Genomic DNA, 17,233 nt, shown 5'->3' with positions numbered 1-17,233 from the left:
AACGACAGTGAGCAGAAGCCTCAAGAAGGGCCCGTTCGTCCAGCCTCGCCTACTCGAGCGTATCCACGCGATGAACGAGGTCGGCGAGAAGAAGGTCATCAAGACGTGGTCGCGTTCGTCCACCATCTTCCCGGAGATGGTCGGCCACACGATCGCCGTGCACGACGGCCGCAAGCACGTCCCGGTGTACGTCACCGAATCGATGGTTGGTCACAAGCTCGGCGAGTTCTCGCCGACACGTACCTTCCGCGGTCACAAGGCCTCGGACAAGAAGGGCAAGAGGTAGAGCACATGGAAGCCAAGGCAGTTGCACGCTACGTGCGGGTAAGCCCGCGCAAGGCACGGCTGTTGGTCGATCTCATCCGCGGCAAGTCCGTCGCAGATGCGCAGGCGATTCTGAAGTTCTCGCCTCGAGCAGCAGCCGAGATCGTAGAGAAGGTTCTCAATAGCGCGGTGGCCAATGCGGAGCGCAACCTCCACATCAAGGCCGACGAGCTGTTCGTCGGGAGCACCTTCGTAGACGAGGGTCCGACCCTCAAGCGTATCCAGCCGCGGGCCATGGGCCGCGCGTTCCGGATCAACAAGCGCACCAGCCACATCACCGTCGTCGTCAAGCAGCGAGAGGGGGCGTAGGAACCGCATGGGACAGAAAGTAATGCCGATCGGCCTGCGTCTAGGCATCACGGAGAACTGGCGCTCGCGCTGGTACGCCGGCAAGGACTACGCGAAGACGCTCGAGAGCGACCTCAAGGTTCGCGCATATCTCGGCAAGCGTCTTCGCCGTGCGGCCCTGAGCAAGATCGATATCGAGCGCAAGGGTGACAAGACGATCGTCGAGCTGTGGACCGCCCGTCCCGGCATCGTCATCGGCAAGAAGGGCGCCGAGGTCGACGTGCTCCGCAAGGAGCTCGAGAAGATCACCGGTGGCACCGTTGCCGTCAACATCGTCGAGATCAAGCGCCCGGAGCTCGATGCGACTCTGATCGCTCAGAGCGTCGCCGAGCAGCTCGAAGGTCGCGTGGCGTTCCGTCGCGCGATGCGCAAGGCAGTGACGTCGGCCACCAAGAGCGGGGCTCTCGGTATCCGGATCCAGTGCTCGGGTCGCCTCGGCGGCGCCGAGATGGGTCGCCGCGAGTGGTACCGCGAGGGTCGCGTGCCGCTGCACACGCTACGCGCCAAGATCGACTACGGCACCGCCGTCGCCAGGACGTCCATGGGCGCCTGCGGCGTGAAGGTATGGGTGTACCACGGCGAGGTTCTGCCTGGCCAGGATGCCCCGAATCCGGCTCTCGAGGGCGCGCGCTCGTCGCGTGGCCGTCGCGGTGAAGGGAGATAGTGAACGATGCTCCTGCCGAAGCGAGTTAAGCACCGCAAGGTGCAGCGTGGTTCCCGCAAGGGTATCGCCAAGGGCGGAACGCAGGTCCATTTCGGCGAGTACGGCCTCAAGGCCCTCGAAGCCGCTTGGATCACGAACCGCCAGATTGAGGCGGCCCGTATTGCGATGACCCGTTACATGAAGCGTGGCGGTAAGGTCTGGATCAACATCTTCCCGGACAAGCCGATCACGCAGAAGCCGGCCGAGACCCGCATGGGCTCGGGCAAGGGTAACCCCGAGAAGTGGGTTGCCGTCGTCAAGCCGGGCCGTGTCATGTTCGAGCTCTCGGGTGTTCCTGAGGAAGTAGCGAAGGAAGCCCTGAGACTGGCGGCTCATAAGCTGCCGATCAAGACCAAGTTTGTTACCCGTGGCGATTCAGGCGGGGAGGCGTAGATGAACGCAACAGAGATCAAGGGTCTGGCCGACGCAGAGTTGGCTCAGAAGCTGAAGGACACCCGCGCCGAGCTGTTCAACCTGAGGTTCCAGCTCGCAACGGGTCAGCTCGACAACACCGGTCGCATCGCGATCGTGAAGAAGGACATCGCGCGCCTGCACACTGAGCTGCGCGCCCGCGAGCTTAGCGCCCAGCGCGAAGCGGCCGCGTCGTAAGGACTGGTGAGGAGAAGCATGACTACCGATCGTAACCGCAGGAAGATGCGCCAGGGTGTCGTCGTCTCGACGGCCGGCGACAAGACCTGTGTGGTCAAGGTCGAAGAGCGCAAGAAGCACCCGCTCTACGGCAAGATGATCACGAGCTCGACGAAGTTCCACGCGCACGATGAGAACAGCGATGCTGGCGTCGGCGACACCGTCTCGATCATGGAGACGCGTCCGCTGTCCAAGCTGAAGCGCTGGCGTCTTGTCGAGATCGTGGAGAAGGCCAAGTAATGACGCATCAAGCGGACGGCGTTGCCGCCGCTTATGCGCCGGAGCATGTGCGCCACGTGTGTGGGCGCACCGCTGCTGCGGCAGTCTGTAACCGGAGGAAGAGATGATTCAGGCAGAGACACGGCTCAAGGTCGCCGACAACTCTGGTGCACGTAAGGTCCTGTGCATCAAGGTGCTCGGCGGTTCGAAGCGCCGCTACGCCTACGTCGGCGATGTCATCGTCTGCACCGTGAAGGAAGCGATTCCCAACGGTGCCGTCAAGAAGGGCGACGTCGTCAAGGCGGTCGTCGTTCGCTGTACGAAGGAAGTCCGTCGTGCCGACGGCAGCTATATCAAGTTCGATGACAACGCTGCTGTCATCATCGACGCGCAGGGCAACCCGCGTGGCACGCGCATCTTCGGCCCGGTCGCTCGTGAGCTTCGCGACCGCAAGTACATGAAGATCGTGTCGCTCGCGCCTGAGGTGCTCTAAGGAGGATGGCAAATATGACGAAGATGAGCATCCGCACGGGCGATAAGGTCAAGGTCATCGCCGGCAAGGACAAGGGCAAGGAAGGCAAGATCCTGTCCGTCCTCGCTTACAAGGAGCGCGTGATCGTTGAGCGCGCCAACATGATGAAGAAGGCCACTCGCGCGTCGCAGAAGAACCCGAACGGCGGCATCATCGAGATCGAGGCTCCGATCCACGTCTCGAACGTGATGATTGTCTGCCCGAGCTGCTCGCAGCCTACGCGTATCGGTCGTCGCCGCGAAGATGGCGCTCGCGTTCGTGTGTGCAAGAAGTGCGGCAACGACATCGACAAGTAGTTAGCAACAATGGCTCCCGGCAGAGGTCGGGAGGCGTGGGGTCGGAATCCCACGCTGAGAACCCCATGGAGGACACAGCATGGCACCGCGTCTGAAGGAGAAGTACATCAGCCAAGTGGCTCCCGCACTCAAGGAGACGCTCGAGCTGACGAACGTCAACGAGGTCCCGCGCCTCGAGAAGATCGTTGTGAACATGGGCGTTGGCGCTGCGGTACAGGACGCCAAGCAGCTCGATGCAGCGGTCGAGGACCTGCGTATCATCACCGGCCAGGCGCCGACGATCACGCGGGCCAAGAAGTCGATCGCCGGCTTCAAGATTCGTGAGGGTATGCCGATCGGCGCGAAGGTCACCCTTCGTGGCGACCGTATGTGGGAGTTCTTCGATCGACTGCTGTCGACCGCCATCCCGCGTGTTCGCGACTTCCGCGGCTTGAACCCCAAGTCGTTCGACGGTCGCGGCAACTACTCGATGGGCGTCACCGAGCAGCTCATCTTCGCGGAGATCGACTACGACAAGGTCGACCGCACCCGCGGCATGGATATCACGTTCGTCACGACCTCGAAAACCGACGAGGGCGCCAAGGCCCTGCTCGAGGGCTTCGGTTTCCCGTTCAAGCGATAGAAAGCGCCTAATCGGTGACCACAAGGTCACCGTGGCAAGGAGGATGAAGTGGCTAAGAAGTCGATGATCGCCAAGGCACAGCGCCAGCCGAAGTTCAGCGTGCGGCAGCACAACCGCTGCAACCGCTGCGGCAGGCCCCGCGCGTTCTACCGCCAGTTCGGCATGTGCCGAATCTGCGTGCGCGAACTCGCGGCCCGCGGCGAGCTTCCCGGCGTCCACAAGGCCAGCTGGTAGTCGCTGACCCGGACTGTCGGAGAGACCTGCCCCGAGAGGCGCGATCGCCACGGGTGAGCGCGAACCGCGGAGTAGGACATCCCGAACCATAGGAGGAAACACATGAGCATGACCGACCCCATCGCCGATATGCTGACTCGCATTCGTAATGCGAACTCAGCGTACAAGGCGTCCACCACGATGCCGAGCTCCAAGAAGCTTGTGGAGATCGCTCGCATCATGAAGCAGGAGGGCTACATCGCCGACTATGTCGTCGTCGATGGTGACCCCCAGGCGAGCCTCGAGGTGACGCTCAAGTACGGTGCCAAGAAGGAGCGCACCATCACCGGCATTCGTCGCATCAGCAAGCCGGGCCTGCGCGTGTACGCGAAGAAGGACGAACTCCCTCGCGTTCTCGGCGGCCTTGGTATCGCAGTCATTTCCACTTCCAGCGGGGTCATGACCGACCGCGCGGCGCGCAAGGCTGGCGTCGGCGGCGAAGTCATCGCCTACATCTGGTAACCGGACCGGACAAGGAAAGGAGCGAGTAGCCGTGTCACGTATCGGCAAGCAGCCCATCCCGGTCCCGTCCGGGGTAGAGGTCAAAATCGATGGCTCGACCCTCGTGGTCAAGGGCCCCAAGGGTGAACTCACCCAGACGTTCTCCGACGTCCTCACCATCTCGATGGAAGACGGCGTCATCAACGTCACGCGTCCGGACGAGTCGCGCACCGCGCGCTCGCTGCACGGTCTGACCCGCACGCTCGTCTCGAACATGGTGACGGGTGTTTCGGAGGGTTACGCGAAGAACCTTGAAATCGTCGGCGTTGGTTATCGCGCCGCGATGAAGGGCAAGGACATCGAGCTTCAGCTCGGGTTCAGCCACCCGGTTCTCGTCGTCGCCGAGCCAGGCATCGAGTTCGAGGTGCCCGCGCCGACCAAGATCACCGTCCGCGGTATCGACAAGCAGCGTGTCGGCCAGGTAGCGGCCGACATCCGCAAGTGGCGCAAGCCCGAGCCCTACAAGGGCAAGGGTGTTCGCTACGAGGGCGAGAAGGTTCGTCGCAAGCTCGGTAAGGCCGCCAAGTAACACGGACACCATCCGGCCTGATCGGCCGGTGCGATCGAGGAGAGTAGTGAGGACATGGATAAGCTGAAGGCGAAGCAGGCGGGGCTCGAGCGCCGGCAGCGCAGGGTGCGTGGCAAGATCAGCGGTACCGCGGAGCGTCCGCGCCTGCGGGTCACGCGCACGAGCGGCCACATCTACGCGCAGGTCATCGACGACGTGAGCGCCACAACCTTGGCGTCCGCTTCGACGGTCGAGCCTGAGCTGAACAAGGATCTGAAGAACGGTGCAAACATCGACGCCGCGCGTGCGGTGGGCGAGGCCATCGGCGCGCGTGCGAAGGCTGCGGGCGTTACGACGGTTATCTTTGACCGCGGAGGCCGCATCTATCACGGCCGTGTCAAGGCTCTGGCGGACGGCGCTCGTAGCGCCGGCCTCGAGTTCTAGGGAGGAACAGCATGGCCCGCAGGGAAGCCCCTGTCTCCGAACTTCAGGAGAAAGTCGTATACATCAACCGAGTGTCGAAGGTCGTCAAGGGTGGTCGCCGCTTCGCGCTGACCGCGCTTGTGGTCGTCGGCGATGGCGCCGGCAACGTCGGCGTCGGGATGGGTAAGTCCCAGGAAGTCCCGCTTGCCATCAAGAAGGGCATCGAGGACGCCAAGAAGAACATGTTCAAGTTCCCGCTGACCAAGCACAACACCATCCCGCACGAGATCATCGGCGAGTATGGTGCGGGTCGCGTGCTGCTCAAGCCGGCCGCGCCGGGTACCGGTATCATCGCCGGCGGTCCCGTGCGTGCGCTGCTCGAGCTCGCAGGCATCACCGACGTGCTGAGCAAGTCGCTCGGTAGCGACAACGCGCTCAACATGGTCAAGGCCGCTGCTCAGGGGCTGCAGTCCCTGGCCAGCCCGCAGGACATCTCGCGTCGTCGCGGCCTGTCTGTCGCCCAGATCTACGGGTGGGAGGAGTAACCATGGCCAAGAAAGCCGAGAAGAAGCTGCGGATCACGCAGATCAAGAGTGGGATCGGATTCCCCGCCGACCAGAAGCGCACCGTTCGCGCCCTGGGACTCAAGCGGATGAATCACACGGTCGAGCAGGCCGACACTCCCGTCATCCGCGGGATGGTCTTCAAGGTCAAGCACCTCGTCAAGGTCGAGGAGATCTAGACCCCATCACGTTGCTCTTCCAGGACCCGGCCACATGCGCCGGGTCTCGGGTTTCGGGTACTATGCCCGAAGTGTCAGTCAGCCGGCGGCGAGCGGCCGGCAGCGCGGCGACGAGTGTCGTCGCGTCAAGCGAATGAGAAGGAGTACCAAGAGATGCAGATTCACGACTTGTTTCCTGCGCCCGGTTCTCGCAAGAACCGCAAGCGCGTAGGCCGCGGTAACGGCAGCGGCCACGGTTCCACCGCCGGTCGCGGCGATAAGGGCCAGGGTTCGCGCGCAGGCGGAACCAAGGGCGCCGGTTTCGAGGGTGGCCAGACGCCGCTCGCGATGCGTCTGCCGAAGCTCCCGGGCTTCAAGAACCGCAACCGCGTCGAGTACTCGGTCGTCAACGTGTCGCGACTCGACGAGATTTTCGCTGATGGCGATGTCGTCGATGGCGAGGCGCTGAAGGCCAAGGGTGTCATCAAGTCCGCGTCGGAGCCCGTCAAGGTGCTCGGCAACGGCGAGGTCACCAAGAAGCTCACCATCAAGGTCGACAAGATTTCCACGCCCGCGAAGGCCAAGATCGAAGCAGCAGGAGGGACGGTCGAGGCGCCGTGCTAAACGCGATCTCCAACGCATTCCGGGTACCGGAGCTGCGCAAGAAGATCCTGTTCACGCTCGCGATGATTGCCGTGTACCGTCTCGGGGCATACATCCCCGTCCCGGGAGTCGACGTGAAGGTCGTTCAGGCCCAGGTCAGCGGCAACGCTGCGCTCGGTCTGCTCGGTCTGTTCTCGGGTGGTGCACTGGAGCAGTTTGCCGTGTTCTCCCTGGGGATCATGCCGTACATCACGGCGTCGATCATCATGCAGCTGTTGCAGGGAGTCATTCCCAAGGTCGAGCAGTGGGCCAAGGAGGGCGAGACCGGGCAGCGTAGGATCACGCAGATCACGCGGTACCTCACGCTGGGTATCGCGCTGCTGCAGTCCATCGCCATGCTCGGGCTGTTCCGCCAGGCGATCGTTCAGGTGACGGGCCCCGGCATGCCGCCGCGAATCTTCACCGACATCGTCATCGTGGTCACGCTCATAGCGGGTACCGCGTTCATCATGTGGATGGGCGAGCTCATCACGCAGCGCGGTATCGGCAACGGTATGTCGCTGCTCATCTTCGCGAGCATCGTGTCGCGCTTCCCGTCGGCGATCGTGCAGTCGTTCACGTTTGCGAACGGCTTCCTCACGCTGACGCTGCTGCTCATGACCGGGTTCATCGTCGCTGCGATCGTGACGATGGAGCGCGCACAGCGCCGCATCCCGGTGCAGTACGCCAAGCGCGTCGTCGGTCGCCGCGTCTATGGCGGCACCGGCACCTACATCCCGCTGAAGATCAACGGCGCCAACGTTGTGCCGATCATCTTCGCGTCGGCCATCCTGTTCTTCCCGTCGCAGATCGCGACGCTGGCGAACATCCCGTGGCTGACCACGGTGGGCAACATGCTTGCCACCGGGCCGCTCAACTGGACGCTTGAGTTCATCCTCATCGTCTTCTTCACGTACTTCTACACGGCCCTCGTCTTCAACCCGATGGACCTCTCGGATAACCTGCGCAAGAACGGCGGGTTCATCCCAGGCGTGCGACCGGGCTCTGCGACGACGCGCTATATCGAGAACGTGCTCAACCGCATCACGCTGCCGGGAGCCATCTTCCTCGGCGTCATCGCGGTCGTTCCGAGCATGGTGTTCTCGGCAACGAACGACCCGCTCGTGTCCGCGTTCGGTGGTACTTCGATCCTGATCATGGTCGGCGTTGCGCTTGAGACCATGACGCAGCTCGAGAGCCAGCTGAAGATGCGTCACTACGACGGCTTCTTCAAGGCGTAGGCAGATAGGGGAGGACCTGAGTATGAACATCGTCTTGCTGGGGGCTGCCGGTGCCGGCAAAGGCACGCAGGCCGCGAAACTGATAGAGGTGTTCGGGCTTACCCACATCTCGACAGGAGACATCTTCCGCAAGAACGTCGCCGAGGGCACCGAGCTCGGCGCCGAGGCGAAGCGCTACATGGACGAGGGCCAGCTCGTACCCGACTCCGTCGTCATCGCGATGGTCAAGGACCGCCTGTCGCAGCCCGACTGCGACGCCGGTTTCATGCTCGACGGTTTTCCCCGCACGCTGCCGCAGGCCGAGGCTCTTGATGGCGCGCTCGTGGAGATGGGCAAGAAGCTCGACTCCGTGGTCGCGATAGAGGTTCCTCGTGACGTCCTCATGGGACGGCTCACCTCTCGGCGTCAGTGCCGTGGGTGCGGTCGCATCTACAACGTCATGGGCGAGATGCCTGCGACCGAGGGCTCGTGCGACACATGCGGTGGCGAGGTCTACCAGCGTGACGACGACACCGTCGAGGCTGCGACCAAGCGCCTCAACGATTACGATGCGATCACGTCGCAGCTGGTCCCGTTCTACTCGAAGCAAGGTATTCTGCGCAGCATCGACGGCAACCGTCCGGTTGACGCGGTGTTCGCAGACGTCCGAGCGGCTCTGGAGGGCTAGTCACCAGGTGATCGTCCGCAAGTCTGCAGCCGAGATCGAACTCATGCGAGAGGCCGGGCGCGTCAGCGCCCGGGCTCTTCGTCTTGTTGGGGACGCGGTCAGGCCCGGTGTGACCACCGAGGAGCTCGATGCGCTCGCCGAGGAGGCGATCCGCGCCGAGGGCGGCGTCCCGGCATTCAAGGGCTACCACGGCTTCCCCAAGACGCTGTGCACCTCGCTGAACTCCCAGGTGGTACACGGCATACCCTCCGAGCTGATCGAGTTGGTCGAGGGGGACATCCTCTCGGTCGATGTAGGCGCGATCGTGGGTGGGTACTACGGCGACAACGCCGCGACGTTCGCCGTCGGCACCATCTCGGATGGCGCGCAGCGGCTGCTCGATGCGACGGCGGCGTCTCTCCAAGCCGGAATCGCCGAGTGTGTCCCCGGCAAGCGGCTGTTCGACATCGGGTACGCCGTTCAGACGGTGGCCGAGGGAGCGGGCTTCGCGGTGGTACGCGAGTATGTGGGCCACGGTATCGGCCGCAACATGCACGAGCACCCCAACGTCCCCAACTACGGGGTGCCGGGCAAGGGCCCCAAGCTCGAGGTCGGGATGGTTCTGGCCATCGAGCCGATGGTGAACTTCGGTGGCGCTGAGGTGGAATCGTTGCCGGATGGCTGGACCGTCGCCACCCTGGACGGATCGCTTTCCGCGCATTTTGAGCACACTGTGGCCATCACGGCTGACGGCCCACTCGTTCTAACGACGGAGTAACCGACCCGATTCGGGTCTTCGCAGAAGAAACTGCTGGACTCGGGTGTAGTGACTAAGATAGAATACCCTCTTGCGTGTTCGCCCCCTGTGAGGAGCAGCCCTTAGTGACCAAGCGTGACGATGCCATAGAACTCGAAGGCACGGTGGTCGAGCCGTTGCCCAATGCCATGTTTCGCGTGGAATTGGAGAATGGCCACAAGGTGCTGGCTCACATCTCAGGGAAGATGCGTATGCACTACATCCGCATCCTGCCGGGGGACAAGGTCGTGGTGGAGCTCTCACCGTACGACCTTACGCGGGGCAGGATCACCTACCGATACAAGTAGGACCCTCTTCCGGAAGCGGAAGTGGACACTCCCGGTACCGTGTACCGGCTGACTTGGACAAGCGACGCCTGCGGCTGGGCGTGCAGATAGATTACGTACAGCACCGAAAGGGAGAACGATGAAGGTACGTCCTTCGGTCAAGAAAATGTGTGATAAGTGCAAGGTCATTCGGCGCCACGGCCGGGTTCTCGTGATTTGCGAAAACCCGCGCCACAAGCAGCGCCAGGGCTAGGAGGGAGCACGCGTGGCCCGTATCGCAGGTGTCGACCTCCCGCGCGAGAAGCGCGTTGAGATCGGCCTGACCTACATCTATGGAATCGGTCTTACGACCAGCAAGACGATTCTTCGCGAGACCGGCATCGGTCCGGACACCCGCGTTCGTGATCTCACCGAGGAAGAAGTCGTACGCCTCCGTGAGTTCATCGACCGCAACCTGAAGATCGAGGGTGATCTTCGTCGCGAAGTCTCACAGAACATCAAGCGCCTCATGGAGATCGGCTGCTATCGCGGCCTTCGTCACCGCAAGGGCCTCCCGGTCCGCGGTCAGCGCACGCACACGAACGCGCGTACCCGTAAGGGTCCGCGTCGCCAGATCGGCGCAAAGAAGAAGGGCAAGTAAGCGATGGTAGCCAAGAAGAAGAATGTGCGTACTCGCCTCAAGCGTTCTGAGCGCAAGAACATCGCGGTGGGTCAGGCACACATCAAGAGCACGTTCAACAACACGATCATCAGCATCACGGACCCCACAGGCAACGTGATCTCCTGGCAGTCGGCTGGCACCGTGGGCTTCAAGGGCTCGCGTAAGTCAACGCCGTTCGCCGCCCAGATGGCTGCGGAAGCGGCCGCCAAGATGGCTCAGGAGCACGGCCTGCGCAAGGTCTCCGTATTTGTGAAGGGTCCGGGTTCGGGTCGTGAGACTGCGATTCGTTCGCTCCAGGCTGCTGGGCTTGAGATCGCCAGCATTCAGGACTGCACCCCTGTCCCTCACAACGGATGCCGGCCGCGCAAGCGCCGTCGCGTGTAACTCGGGAGGACTTCTACACATGGCTCGATATACCGGGGCGGACTGTCGTCTGTGCCGCCGTGAAGGCATCAAGCTCTTTCTGAAGGGCGACCGCTGCTACTCCGACAAGTGCGGAGTGGAGAAGCGGCCGTATCCGCCGGGAATGGCGGGCAAGAAGCGCCCGCGTGACTCGGAATACCGTGTGCAGCTTCGTGAGAAGCAGCGCACCAAGCGTATCTACGGCCTGCTCGAGAAGCAGTTCCGCGGCTACTACGTGATCGCCAGTCGTCAGACCGGCATCACGGGTGAGAACCTGCTGCGTATCCTCGAGAGCCGTCTGGACAACGTCGTGTACCGTCTCGGCTTCGCCAAGTCTCGCGACGAGGCTCGCCAGGTGGTTCGCCACGGTCACATCACCATCAACGATCGTCGCGTCGACATTCCGTCGTACCGCGTTCGTCCGGGTGAGGTCGTGGCTGTGGGCACCAAGTCCAAGGACCTGCTCGTGATCAAGACCTCGCTCATCGCCTCGGAGAAGATCGAGGTTCCGGGCTGGCTTGAGGTCGACATCGAGAAGCTGCAGGGCAAGATCCTGTCGCTGCCGACGCGTGATCAGATCGATGCGCCGGTTCGCGAGCAGCTGATCGTCGAGCTCTACTCGAAGTAATCGACCGGGAAGCCAAGGAGGCTGTTTGATGACAGAGTTCAAGAGGCCCCAGGTCACGGTGGACCGCATCGACGATCGCGTCGCGCGTTACGTCGTAGAGCCGCTGGAGCGCGGTTTCGGCTACACGCTGGGCAACTGCATGCGCCGCGTCCTTCTCTCTTCACTGGAGGGCGCAGCGGCCACCTCGATTCGTATCGAGGGGCAGCAGCACGAGTTCGCGACGATCGACGGCGTCCGTGAGGACGTCACCGACATCGTGCTCAACATCAAGGGTCTTGTGTTCCGCGAGACCGGTATCGGTGCCGGCCAGGGCGTCGCGACGCTTTCGGTCGCCGGCCCCGGCACCATCACAGGTGCCGATCTCAAGGTTCCGTCCGAGTTCGAGCTCGTTAACCCCGAGCACATCATCGCGACCCTGAACAAGGGTGCGAGGCTCGAGATGAGCATCGAGATCGGCGTCGGCCGTGGCTACGTGTCGGCCGACCGCAACAAGAAGCCGGAGCATCCCATCGGCGTCATTACCGTCGACTCGCTGTTCTCGCCGATCACGCGTTGCACCTACGTGGTCGAGAACACGCGTGTGGGACAGCGCACCGACTACGACATGCTCACTCTCGAGGTCGAAACCAACGGTTCCGTCGACCCGAGCGATGCCGTCGCGCGCGCCGGCCGTGTCATCGACGAGCACATGATGCTCTTCGTCGACCAGGCCGCAACCGCTCTATCCGAGGAGGGCATCTTCGCTGCCCCCACCGACGAGGGCGAAGGCGTGCTCGACACCCCGATCGAGGAGCTCGACCTTTCGGTCCGCTCGTACAACTGCCTGAAGCGTCAGGGTGTGAACACCATCGGTCAGCTGACCGAGTGTTCCGAGAACGATCTTCTCAACATCCGGAACTTCGGCGCCAAGTCGATCGAAGAAGTCAAGGACAAGCTCCAGGGCATGGGCCTGGGCCTCAAGCAGTAACGGGAGACCTTAGAAAATGAGACACCAGAAGAAGGGTCGCAAGCTCGGCACGGATGCGTCGCACACCAAGGCGATTCTCCGCGGCCTGGCCATCGCGCTCCTCGAGAACGGTCGCATCAAGACGACCGAGACCCGCGCCAAGGAGCTTCGCGGCTTCGTGGAGCCGGTCATCACCCGCGCCAAGAAGGGCGACGTGCACGCTCGTCGCATCGCCATGGCGCAGCTCGGTGACTACAAGTTCCCCAAGAACGACGCCGGCAAGGACCTGTTCGCCGATCTCGGCGAGCGCTTCGAGGGTCGCGATGGTGGCTACACCCGCATCCTGAAGCTCGGTCCCCGCAAGGGCGACGCTGCCCCCATGGTCATCATGGAGCTCGTCGACTAGATCGGCTTTCGTTCGCTCATGGGCGAACAACAAGTACGATGTGAGGGCCTCCCACGGGAGGCCCTCTTCGTGTCCGCAGCCCCGTCACACCCGCCGATACACCCGGGGGACCATGCTTCGCTTCGATGACATCGTGTTCGGTTACCACGGCGTGCCGGCAGGCGGTCGTGCGCTCGATGGCGTCTCATTGCAGGTCGCATCGGGCGAGCAGGTCGCGGTTGTCGGCGCGAATGGATCGGGCAAGTCCACCTTGGCGCGGATGGCCAACGGCATCCTGCTGCCAAACGCCGGCACGGTCACCATCGACGGCATGTCAACGGACGAGGAAGAGCGCATCCGCGACATCAGGCAGCGCGTGGGGATGGTGTCGCAGCATCCCGACGACCAGATCGTGGCGACTTCGGTCGAGGACGATGTGGCGTTTGGGCCGGAGAACCTCGGTGTCGCGCGCGACCAGCTGCGCGAGCGGGTCGACGCCGCGCTGGCTGCAGTGGGGCTGACCGGCTTCGAGGCGCGTGAGCCTCACCTGCTCTCGGGAGGGCAGAAGCAGCGGCTCGGTATCGCGGGCGCGCTCGCGATGCAGCCGGCGTACCTCGTGCTCGACGAGCCGACGTCGATGCTCGATCCCGAGGGTCGCGCCGACGTGCTGCGTATCGTGGCAGAGCTCGTCGCCGGTGGCCGCGGCATCCTACACATCACACATGACCTGGCAGACATCGCGTCGGCCGACAGGGTAGTGGTCCTTGATGCCGGGCGCGTCGCGTTCTCGGGACCGGTTGCAGAGCTGTTCGGCAGGCATGACGTGCTCGCCGCGTGCGGTCTCGAGCTGCCGCGGGTGTCCATTCTCGCTGCACGCCTGAGCGAGGGCGGCGCATCCGCCAGGGCGAGCGCGACGACCCCCGAGTCACTCGTGGAGGCGCTGTGGCGCTGATACTCGACAACGTCGGCTATACCTACTCGCCTGATACGTCGTTTGCCGTGGCAGCGCTCTCCGGCGTCAGCGTGTCGGTCGAGCCGGGCGAGCTGGTGCTGGTGCTCGGCGCGACGGGTTCGGGCAAGTCCACGGCGCTGCGCCTGTGTGCGGGACTGCTTGCCGCGAGCGAAGGCGCGGCCTCGGTCGATGGCGCCCCTCTGACGCGCGCGACGGCTCGCGGTGTTGTCGGACTCGTCTTCCAAGACGCCGAGTCGCAGCTCTTCGCCGAGACACTCCTTGACGACGTGGCGTTCGGACCACGAAACCTCGGCACACCCGTTGCAGACGCGGCGACCGCCGCGAAGGATGCGCTGCTCCGAGTAGGGCTCGATCCCGCTCGGTACGCGGAGCGCTCGCCGTTCACGCTCTCGGGTGGCGAGGCGCGTCGGGCGGCGATCGCGGGCGTCATCGCGATGCGCCCGCGCTACCTGCTGCTCGACGAGCCGACCGCCGGTCTCGACGCGCGCGGGCGGGCCGACGTTCGCGCCATCGTGCAGGCCGCACGCGCCGAGGCCGGTGTTGTGGTCGTCAGCCACTCAGCGCAGGAGTTCTTGGGTGAGGCGGACCGCGTGCTGGTGCTCGGTGGCGGGCGACCCGTGTTCGCCGGCGATGCGAGCGCGCTGGTGGCCGACCCCGCCCCGTTCGCGTCCGCCGGTCTCATCGCGCCGGACGTGCTGCGATTCCAGATGCTCGCGCGTGAGCGCGGCATCGACGTCGGACCGTTCACCCTGGACCCCGTCGAGGCGGCCGATCGCGCACTTGCGGCAGGGGGGTGGCGCTGATGGCGGTCCCGGTTCCGTTCGGGCAGTTCGTCCCGGGTGACTCGGCGGTGCACCGTCTCGACCCACGCGTCAAGCTCGGCCTGACCGCTGCGTACTCAATCGCGTTGTTCGCGTTCGATGGCTGGAAGGGCTTCGTCGTGGCGGCCGTGCTCGTGGTGCTCGCCGTGGGCCTTTCGCGCGTGCCGCTCCGGCTCGCCCTGCGCGGCCTTCGCGCCGTGTCCCTGCTGCTCGCGTTCACACTCGTTGCCAACGCCGTGCGGTGGCAGCCGGTCGAGGCGGCGCTGCGGCTCGGTCCTCTCGGGATATCGCTCGATGGGCTCATGACAGGCGCGTTCTTCGTCGTGCGCATCGTGCTGCTCGTGGTGGGCACGTCGTTGCTCACCCTCACGACCTCGCCGGTCGCGCTCACCGACGCGCTCTCGCGCGTGATGCGTCCGCTACGGATCGTGCGGGTGCCCGTCGACGACGTTGCGACGATGTTCTCGATCGCACTGCGGTTCATCCCCACGACCGCCGAGGAGGCCGAGAAGATCGTCGTCGCACAGTCGGCGCGCGGAGCCGTGTTCGACGAGGGCGGTCCGGTACGCCGTGCCAAGGCCTGGGTGCCGGTTCTTGTGCCGCTGTTCGTGAGCCTGTTCCGCCGAGCCGATCGGCTTGCCGTGGCCATGGAGTCGCGCTGCTACACGGGTGCGGGTCGCACGCGGCTGCACGAGCCGGTGATGCGGGGCACCGACTGGCTGGTCCTCGCGACCGGTGTGACCGTCGCGACGATGACGGCGATACTGTTCTAGCGGCACCATGCCGCAATCACATCGCAGGAGGAGTGACCGCGTGACCGCACATTCGCACCCCGGCACGACCGCGCTGGTCGTCGCCTACGACGGCTCCGGCTTCGCCGGCTTCGCCCGGCAGCCCAACGCCCGCACCGTGCAGGGCGAACTCGAGTCCGCCCTGACCACAGCGCTGCGACGGCCCATCGAGCTCGTCTGCGCGGGCAGAACCGACGCCGGCGTGCACGCGCTCGGTCAGGTTGTCAGCTACGGTGCCGCCGAGGGCGATCTCGACGCGAGGACTCTGCTGCGGTCGCTCAACGCGCTGACGGGCGAGGGCGTCGTGGTCCGAGAGGTCCGTCGGGCGCGCGAGCGGTTCTCGGCGAGGACCAACGCGATCGGCCGAGAGTACCGCTACCGGATCGTGGCCGGTCGGGTGCCGCCCATGTTCCTCGACAGGGTCGCCTGGCACTGCGTCCGAGAGCTCGACGTCGAGGCGATGCGAGAGGGAGCAACGCACTTGCTGGGCGAGCGCGACTTCAAGTCGTTTTGCGTGACGGTGTCGGCCGAGGGCAAGACGACGATGCGACGCGTCGATGCGGTCGACATCGGCTACGAGGAGCATCTGGGCGAGCAGTGCCTCGTCGTCAGGGTGCTGGGCAACGCGTTTCTGCATTCGATGGTGCGCGTGATGGTCGGCACGCTCGTGGAGGTGGGCACGGGTAGGCGCGATCCCGCGTGGGTCAAGACCGCGCGTGAGGCGTGCTCGCGTGATGCCGCAGGCGCAACCGCCCCTGCTCACGGACTCACGTTGTGGCGGGTCGAGTACCCGGATGAGGTGTGGCGCTAGCCCCATGCCATGGCGCGAGAACGCGCTCGCGGCCGGGTCGAACGGGGTAGGACACACCCGGCGGCGTGTGCTCGTTGACGCATCTTCGCGGCGCGGCTACTATGTGAGGGTTCGTTTCAGCAGCCCCGTGAAGGTTCGAACCGAACATATCTGGAATCGTCCGTTGGAGGACTTGTGAAGACCTACCACGCAAAGCCCGGTGAAGTCGAGCGCGAGTGGCTCGTAGTCGACGCCACCGACGTTGTGCTTGGCCGACTTGCCAGTCAGGTGGCTCAGATCCTGAAGGGCAAGAACAAGCCGCAGTACACCCCGCACGTCGATACCGGTGACTTCGTCATCGTTATCAACGCCGAGAAGATCCGTCTGACGGGTAACAAGGCGTTCACCAAGAACTACTACAGCCACAGCGGTTTCCCCGGCGGCCTCAAGGAGGTCTCGTTCCAGCGGATGCTCGCAAAGCACCCGGAGCGGATCATCGAGAAGGCCGTCAAGGGCATGCTCCCGAAGAATACGCTCGGTCGTGCGATGAACCGCAAGCTCAAGGTCTACGCTGGACCGAATCATCCGCACGAGGCGCAGAAGCCGCGTCAGATCACGCTGGAGGGCTAACGCATGGCTGAGAACAAGGCCACCTACTACGGCACCGGCCGCCGCAAGACCTCGGTCGCTCGCGTCCGTCTGGTCCCGGGTACCGGCGTCATCACCGTGAACAAGAAGCCCGCGCTGCAGTTCTTCGGCCGCGAGGCGCTCGTCAACTTCGTGCTCACTCCGTTCAAGGCGACCGAGACCGAGGGTCGCTTCGACGTCATCGCTCAGTGCCATGGTGGCGGCGTGTCCGGCCAGGCCGGCGCGATGCGTCACGGTATCGCTCGTGCACTCCTTGAGGCCGGCGACGAGTATCGTGCCGAGCTCAAGAAGGCAGGGTACCTGCGTCGTGACCCCCGTATGGTCGAGCGCAAGAAGTACGGTCTGAAGAAGGCCCGCAAGAAGCCGCAGTTCTCCAAGCGCTAGGAAGCAGCGGCTCTACGTTCGAACCGACCGGGGCTCGCCGCACGCGCGGCGGGCCCCGTTTCTTTGATGAGGGG

The 17,233-nt window shown here is 64.2% G+C and carries 32 protein-coding genes; all 32 read left to right on the top strand.

All coding sequences use genetic code 11. The features are described from left to right. The first annotated feature begins 7 nt into the window (after positions 1 to 7). The 32 genes from rpsS (at position 8) to rpsI (ending at position 17,159) form a co-directional block, all read left to right on the top strand. Positions 8 to 286, top strand: a complete 279-nt coding sequence (gene rpsS / locus HGB10_04350) for a 30S ribosomal protein S19 (GenBank protein ID NTU71037.1) — start codon at positions 8 to 10, stop codon at positions 284 to 286. A gap of 5 nt (positions 287 to 291) precedes the next feature. Continuing rightward, entirely contained in the window at positions 292 to 633 is a 342-nt protein-coding gene (gene rplV / locus HGB10_04345) for a 50S ribosomal protein L22 (protein ID NTU71036.1), read from the top strand. 7 nt (positions 634 to 640) lie between these two features. Further along, positions 641 to 1,336, top strand: a complete 696-nt coding sequence (gene rpsC / locus HGB10_04340; GenBank protein NTU71035.1) for a 30S ribosomal protein S3 — start codon at positions 641 to 643, stop codon at positions 1,334 to 1,336. Between the two features lie 6 nt (positions 1,337 to 1,342). Next, positions 1,343 to 1,768, top strand: coding sequence for a 50S ribosomal protein L16 (gene rplP, locus HGB10_04335; protein NTU71034.1), 426 nt, complete (start codon positions 1,343 to 1,345; stop codon positions 1,766 to 1,768). Further along, positions 1,769 to 1,984: a 50S ribosomal protein L29 gene (gene rpmC, locus HGB10_04330; protein ID NTU71033.1), complete on the top strand. Its 216-nt coding sequence runs from the start codon at positions 1,769 to 1,771 to the stop codon at positions 1,982 to 1,984. 18 nt (positions 1,985 to 2,002) lie between these two features. Continuing rightward, on the top strand, positions 2,003 to 2,263 hold the full coding sequence (gene rpsQ / locus HGB10_04325; protein NTU71032.1) for a 30S ribosomal protein S17: 261 nt from the start codon (positions 2,003 to 2,005) through the stop codon (positions 2,261 to 2,263). A gap of 103 nt (positions 2,264 to 2,366) precedes the next feature. Then, positions 2,367 to 2,735, top strand: coding sequence for a 50S ribosomal protein L14 (rplN, locus tag HGB10_04320; GenBank protein ID NTU71031.1), 369 nt, complete (start codon positions 2,367 to 2,369; stop codon positions 2,733 to 2,735). Positions 2,736 to 2,758: 23 nt separating this feature from the next. Then, complete coding sequence (locus HGB10_04315) at positions 2,759 to 3,070, top strand: 50S ribosomal protein L24 (protein ID NTU71030.1); 312 nt, start codon at positions 2,759 to 2,761, stop codon at positions 3,068 to 3,070. A gap of 79 nt (positions 3,071 to 3,149) precedes the next feature. After that, the gene (gene rplE, locus HGB10_04310) at positions 3,150 to 3,692 is read left to right on the top strand and encodes a 50S ribosomal protein L5 (GenBank protein ID NTU71029.1); all 543 of its coding nucleotides are present in this window, start codon (positions 3,150 to 3,152) and stop codon (positions 3,690 to 3,692) included. Positions 3,693 to 3,740: 48 nt separating this feature from the next. Continuing rightward, positions 3,741 to 3,926 carry a type Z 30S ribosomal protein S14 gene (locus HGB10_04305; GenBank protein NTU71028.1) on the top strand — a complete coding sequence of 62 codons (186 nt, stop codon included), beginning with the start codon at positions 3,741 to 3,743 and terminating at the stop codon, positions 3,924 to 3,926. A gap of 102 nt (positions 3,927 to 4,028) precedes the next feature. Then, on the top strand, positions 4,029 to 4,427 hold the full coding sequence (gene rpsH, locus HGB10_04300; GenBank protein ID NTU71027.1) for a 30S ribosomal protein S8: 399 nt from the start codon (positions 4,029 to 4,031) through the stop codon (positions 4,425 to 4,427). A 31-nt stretch (positions 4,428 to 4,458) separates the two neighbouring features. After that, positions 4,459 to 4,995: a 50S ribosomal protein L6 gene (gene rplF, locus HGB10_04295; protein NTU71026.1), complete on the top strand. Its 537-nt coding sequence runs from the start codon at positions 4,459 to 4,461 to the stop codon at positions 4,993 to 4,995. Between the two features lie 54 nt (positions 4,996 to 5,049). Then, a complete protein-coding gene (locus tag HGB10_04290) occupies positions 5,050 to 5,418 on the top strand; it encodes a 50S ribosomal protein L18 (GenBank protein ID NTU71025.1) in 369 nt (122 codons plus the stop codon). 11 nt (positions 5,419 to 5,429) lie between these two features. Then, positions 5,430 to 5,942, top strand: coding sequence for a 30S ribosomal protein S5 (gene rpsE / locus HGB10_04285; GenBank protein ID NTU71024.1), 513 nt, complete (start codon positions 5,430 to 5,432; stop codon positions 5,940 to 5,942). A 2-nt stretch (positions 5,943 to 5,944) separates the two neighbouring features. Beyond that, entirely contained in the window at positions 5,945 to 6,139 is a 195-nt protein-coding gene (gene rpmD / locus HGB10_04280; GenBank protein ID NTU71023.1) for a 50S ribosomal protein L30, read from the top strand. 153 nt (positions 6,140 to 6,292) lie between these two features. Next, a complete protein-coding gene (gene rplO / locus HGB10_04275; GenBank protein NTU71022.1) occupies positions 6,293 to 6,742 on the top strand; it encodes a 50S ribosomal protein L15 in 450 nt (149 codons plus the stop codon). After that, a complete protein-coding gene (gene secY, locus HGB10_04270) occupies positions 6,736 to 8,001 on the top strand; it encodes a preprotein translocase subunit SecY (protein NTU71021.1) in 1,266 nt (421 codons plus the stop codon). Before rplO ends, secY begins: the two co-directional genes overlap by 7 nt. A 22-nt stretch (positions 8,002 to 8,023) precedes the next feature. Beyond that, a complete protein-coding gene (locus HGB10_04265; GenBank protein NTU71020.1) occupies positions 8,024 to 8,668 on the top strand; it encodes an adenylate kinase in 645 nt (214 codons plus the stop codon). Positions 8,669 to 8,675: 7 nt separating this feature from the next. Continuing rightward, positions 8,676 to 9,425, top strand: coding sequence for a type I methionyl aminopeptidase (gene map / locus HGB10_04260; GenBank protein NTU71019.1), 750 nt, complete (start codon positions 8,676 to 8,678; stop codon positions 9,423 to 9,425). Positions 9,426 to 9,529: 104 nt separating this feature from the next. After that, positions 9,530 to 9,751, top strand: coding sequence for a translation initiation factor IF-1 (infA, locus tag HGB10_04255; protein NTU71018.1), 222 nt, complete (start codon positions 9,530 to 9,532; stop codon positions 9,749 to 9,751). A 118-nt stretch (positions 9,752 to 9,869) separates the two neighbouring features. Continuing rightward, positions 9,870 to 9,983 carry a 50S ribosomal protein L36 gene (gene rpmJ / locus HGB10_04250; protein NTU71017.1) on the top strand — a complete coding sequence of 38 codons (114 nt, stop codon included), beginning with the start codon at positions 9,870 to 9,872 and terminating at the stop codon, positions 9,981 to 9,983. Between the two features lie 12 nt (positions 9,984 to 9,995). Continuing rightward, positions 9,996 to 10,370 carry a 30S ribosomal protein S13 gene (rpsM, locus tag HGB10_04245; protein ID NTU71016.1) on the top strand — a complete coding sequence of 125 codons (375 nt, stop codon included), beginning with the start codon at positions 9,996 to 9,998 and terminating at the stop codon, positions 10,368 to 10,370. 3 nt (positions 10,371 to 10,373) lie between these two features. Further along, positions 10,374 to 10,775 carry a 30S ribosomal protein S11 gene (gene rpsK / locus HGB10_04240; protein NTU71015.1) on the top strand — a complete coding sequence of 134 codons (402 nt, stop codon included), beginning with the start codon at positions 10,374 to 10,376 and terminating at the stop codon, positions 10,773 to 10,775. 19 nt (positions 10,776 to 10,794) lie between these two features. Continuing rightward, positions 10,795 to 11,421, top strand: coding sequence for a 30S ribosomal protein S4 (gene rpsD, locus HGB10_04235; protein NTU71014.1), 627 nt, complete (start codon positions 10,795 to 10,797; stop codon positions 11,419 to 11,421). 28 nt (positions 11,422 to 11,449) lie between these two features. Next, positions 11,450 to 12,388 carry a DNA-directed RNA polymerase subunit alpha gene (locus tag HGB10_04230; GenBank protein NTU71013.1) on the top strand — a complete coding sequence of 313 codons (939 nt, stop codon included), beginning with the start codon at positions 11,450 to 11,452 and terminating at the stop codon, positions 12,386 to 12,388. Between the two features lie 16 nt (positions 12,389 to 12,404). Continuing rightward, positions 12,405 to 12,773 (top strand): 50S ribosomal protein L17, encoded by a 369-nt coding sequence (rplQ, locus tag HGB10_04225; protein ID NTU71012.1) that lies wholly within the window; start codon positions 12,405 to 12,407, stop codon positions 12,771 to 12,773. A 112-nt stretch (positions 12,774 to 12,885) separates the two neighbouring features. After that, on the top strand, positions 12,886 to 13,704 hold the full coding sequence (locus HGB10_04220; protein ID NTU71011.1) for an energy-coupling factor transporter ATPase: 819 nt from the start codon (positions 12,886 to 12,888) through the stop codon (positions 13,702 to 13,704). Then, positions 13,695 to 14,528 (top strand): ATP-binding cassette domain-containing protein, encoded by an 834-nt coding sequence (locus HGB10_04215; protein ID NTU71010.1) that lies wholly within the window; start codon positions 13,695 to 13,697, stop codon positions 14,526 to 14,528. Before HGB10_04220 ends, HGB10_04215 begins: the two co-directional genes overlap by 10 nt. Continuing rightward, entirely contained in the window at positions 14,528 to 15,319 is a 792-nt protein-coding gene (locus tag HGB10_04210) for an energy-coupling factor transporter transmembrane protein EcfT (protein NTU71009.1), read from the top strand. The genes HGB10_04215 and HGB10_04210 overlap by 1 nt, the downstream gene beginning before the upstream one ends. A 7-nt stretch (positions 15,320 to 15,326) precedes the next feature. Further along, on the top strand, positions 15,327 to 16,148 hold the full coding sequence (gene truA, locus HGB10_04205; GenBank protein NTU71008.1) for a tRNA pseudouridine(38-40) synthase TruA: 822 nt from the start codon (positions 15,327 to 15,329) through the stop codon (positions 16,146 to 16,148). A gap of 174 nt (positions 16,149 to 16,322) precedes the next feature. Further along, positions 16,323 to 16,757: a 50S ribosomal protein L13 gene (rplM, locus tag HGB10_04200; protein NTU71007.1), complete on the top strand. Its 435-nt coding sequence runs from the start codon at positions 16,323 to 16,325 to the stop codon at positions 16,755 to 16,757. 3 nt (positions 16,758 to 16,760) lie between these two features. Further along, positions 16,761 to 17,159 carry a 30S ribosomal protein S9 gene (gene rpsI / locus HGB10_04195; protein ID NTU71006.1) on the top strand — a complete coding sequence of 133 codons (399 nt, stop codon included), beginning with the start codon at positions 16,761 to 16,763 and terminating at the stop codon, positions 17,157 to 17,159. The last annotated feature ends 74 nt before the right edge of the window (positions 17,160 to 17,233 follow it).

The sequence above is a fragment of the Coriobacteriia bacterium genome, from assembly GCA_013334745.1.
GTDB lineage: Bacteria > Actinomycetota > Coriobacteriia > Anaerosomatales > JAAXUF01 > JAAXWY01.
This window is presented reverse-complemented; position numbering and strand designations above follow the sequence as displayed.

Bases quoted from the DNA above. Each gene is read 5' to 3' on its own strand.
- rplV (NTU71036.1), top strand. From the start codon at position 292: ATGGAAGCCAAGGCAGTTGCACGCTACGTGCGGGTAAGCCCGCGCAAG.
- rpsC (NTU71035.1), top strand. From the start codon at position 641: ATGGGACAGAAAGTAATGCCGATCGGCCTGCGTCTAGGCATCACGGAG.
- rplP (NTU71034.1), top strand. From the start codon at position 1,343: ATGCTCCTGCCGAAGCGAGTTAAGCACCGCAAGGTGCAGCGTGGTTCC.
- rpmC (NTU71033.1), top strand. From the start codon at position 1,769: ATGAACGCAACAGAGATCAAGGGTCTGGCCGACGCAGAGTTGGCTCAG.
- rpsQ (NTU71032.1), top strand. From the start codon at position 2,003: ATGACTACCGATCGTAACCGCAGGAAGATGCGCCAGGGTGTCGTCGTC.
- rplN (NTU71031.1), top strand. From the start codon at position 2,367: ATGATTCAGGCAGAGACACGGCTCAAGGTCGCCGACAACTCTGGTGCA.
- HGB10_04315 (NTU71030.1), top strand. From the start codon at position 2,759: ATGAGCATCCGCACGGGCGATAAGGTCAAGGTCATCGCCGGCAAGGAC.
- rplE (NTU71029.1), top strand. From the start codon at position 3,150: ATGGCACCGCGTCTGAAGGAGAAGTACATCAGCCAAGTGGCTCCCGCA.
- rpsH (NTU71027.1), top strand. From the start codon at position 4,029: ATGAGCATGACCGACCCCATCGCCGATATGCTGACTCGCATTCGTAAT.
- HGB10_04290 (NTU71025.1), top strand. From the start codon at position 5,050: ATGGATAAGCTGAAGGCGAAGCAGGCGGGGCTCGAGCGCCGGCAGCGC.
- rpsE (NTU71024.1), top strand. From the start codon at position 5,430: ATGGCCCGCAGGGAAGCCCCTGTCTCCGAACTTCAGGAGAAAGTCGTA.
- rpmD (NTU71023.1), top strand. From the start codon at position 5,945: ATGGCCAAGAAAGCCGAGAAGAAGCTGCGGATCACGCAGATCAAGAGT.
- rplO (NTU71022.1), top strand. From the start codon at position 6,293: ATGCAGATTCACGACTTGTTTCCTGCGCCCGGTTCTCGCAAGAACCGC.
- HGB10_04265 (NTU71020.1), top strand. From the start codon at position 8,024: ATGAACATCGTCTTGCTGGGGGCTGCCGGTGCCGGCAAAGGCACGCAG.
- rpmJ (NTU71017.1), top strand. From the start codon at position 9,870: ATGAAGGTACGTCCTTCGGTCAAGAAAATGTGTGATAAGTGCAAGGTC.
- rpsK (NTU71015.1), top strand. From the start codon at position 10,374: ATGGTAGCCAAGAAGAAGAATGTGCGTACTCGCCTCAAGCGTTCTGAG.
- rpsD (NTU71014.1), top strand. From the start codon at position 10,795: ATGGCTCGATATACCGGGGCGGACTGTCGTCTGTGCCGCCGTGAAGGC.
- HGB10_04230 (NTU71013.1), top strand. From the start codon at position 11,450: ATGACAGAGTTCAAGAGGCCCCAGGTCACGGTGGACCGCATCGACGAT.
- rplQ (NTU71012.1), top strand. From the start codon at position 12,405: ATGAGACACCAGAAGAAGGGTCGCAAGCTCGGCACGGATGCGTCGCAC.
- HGB10_04220 (NTU71011.1), top strand. From the start codon at position 12,886: ATGCTTCGCTTCGATGACATCGTGTTCGGTTACCACGGCGTGCCGGCA.
- HGB10_04210 (NTU71009.1), top strand. From the start codon at position 14,528: ATGGCGGTCCCGGTTCCGTTCGGGCAGTTCGTCCCGGGTGACTCGGCG.
- truA (NTU71008.1), top strand. From the start codon at position 15,327: ATGCCGCAATCACATCGCAGGAGGAGTGACCGCGTGACCGCACATTCG.
- rpsI (NTU71006.1), top strand. From the start codon at position 16,761: ATGGCTGAGAACAAGGCCACCTACTACGGCACCGGCCGCCGCAAGACC.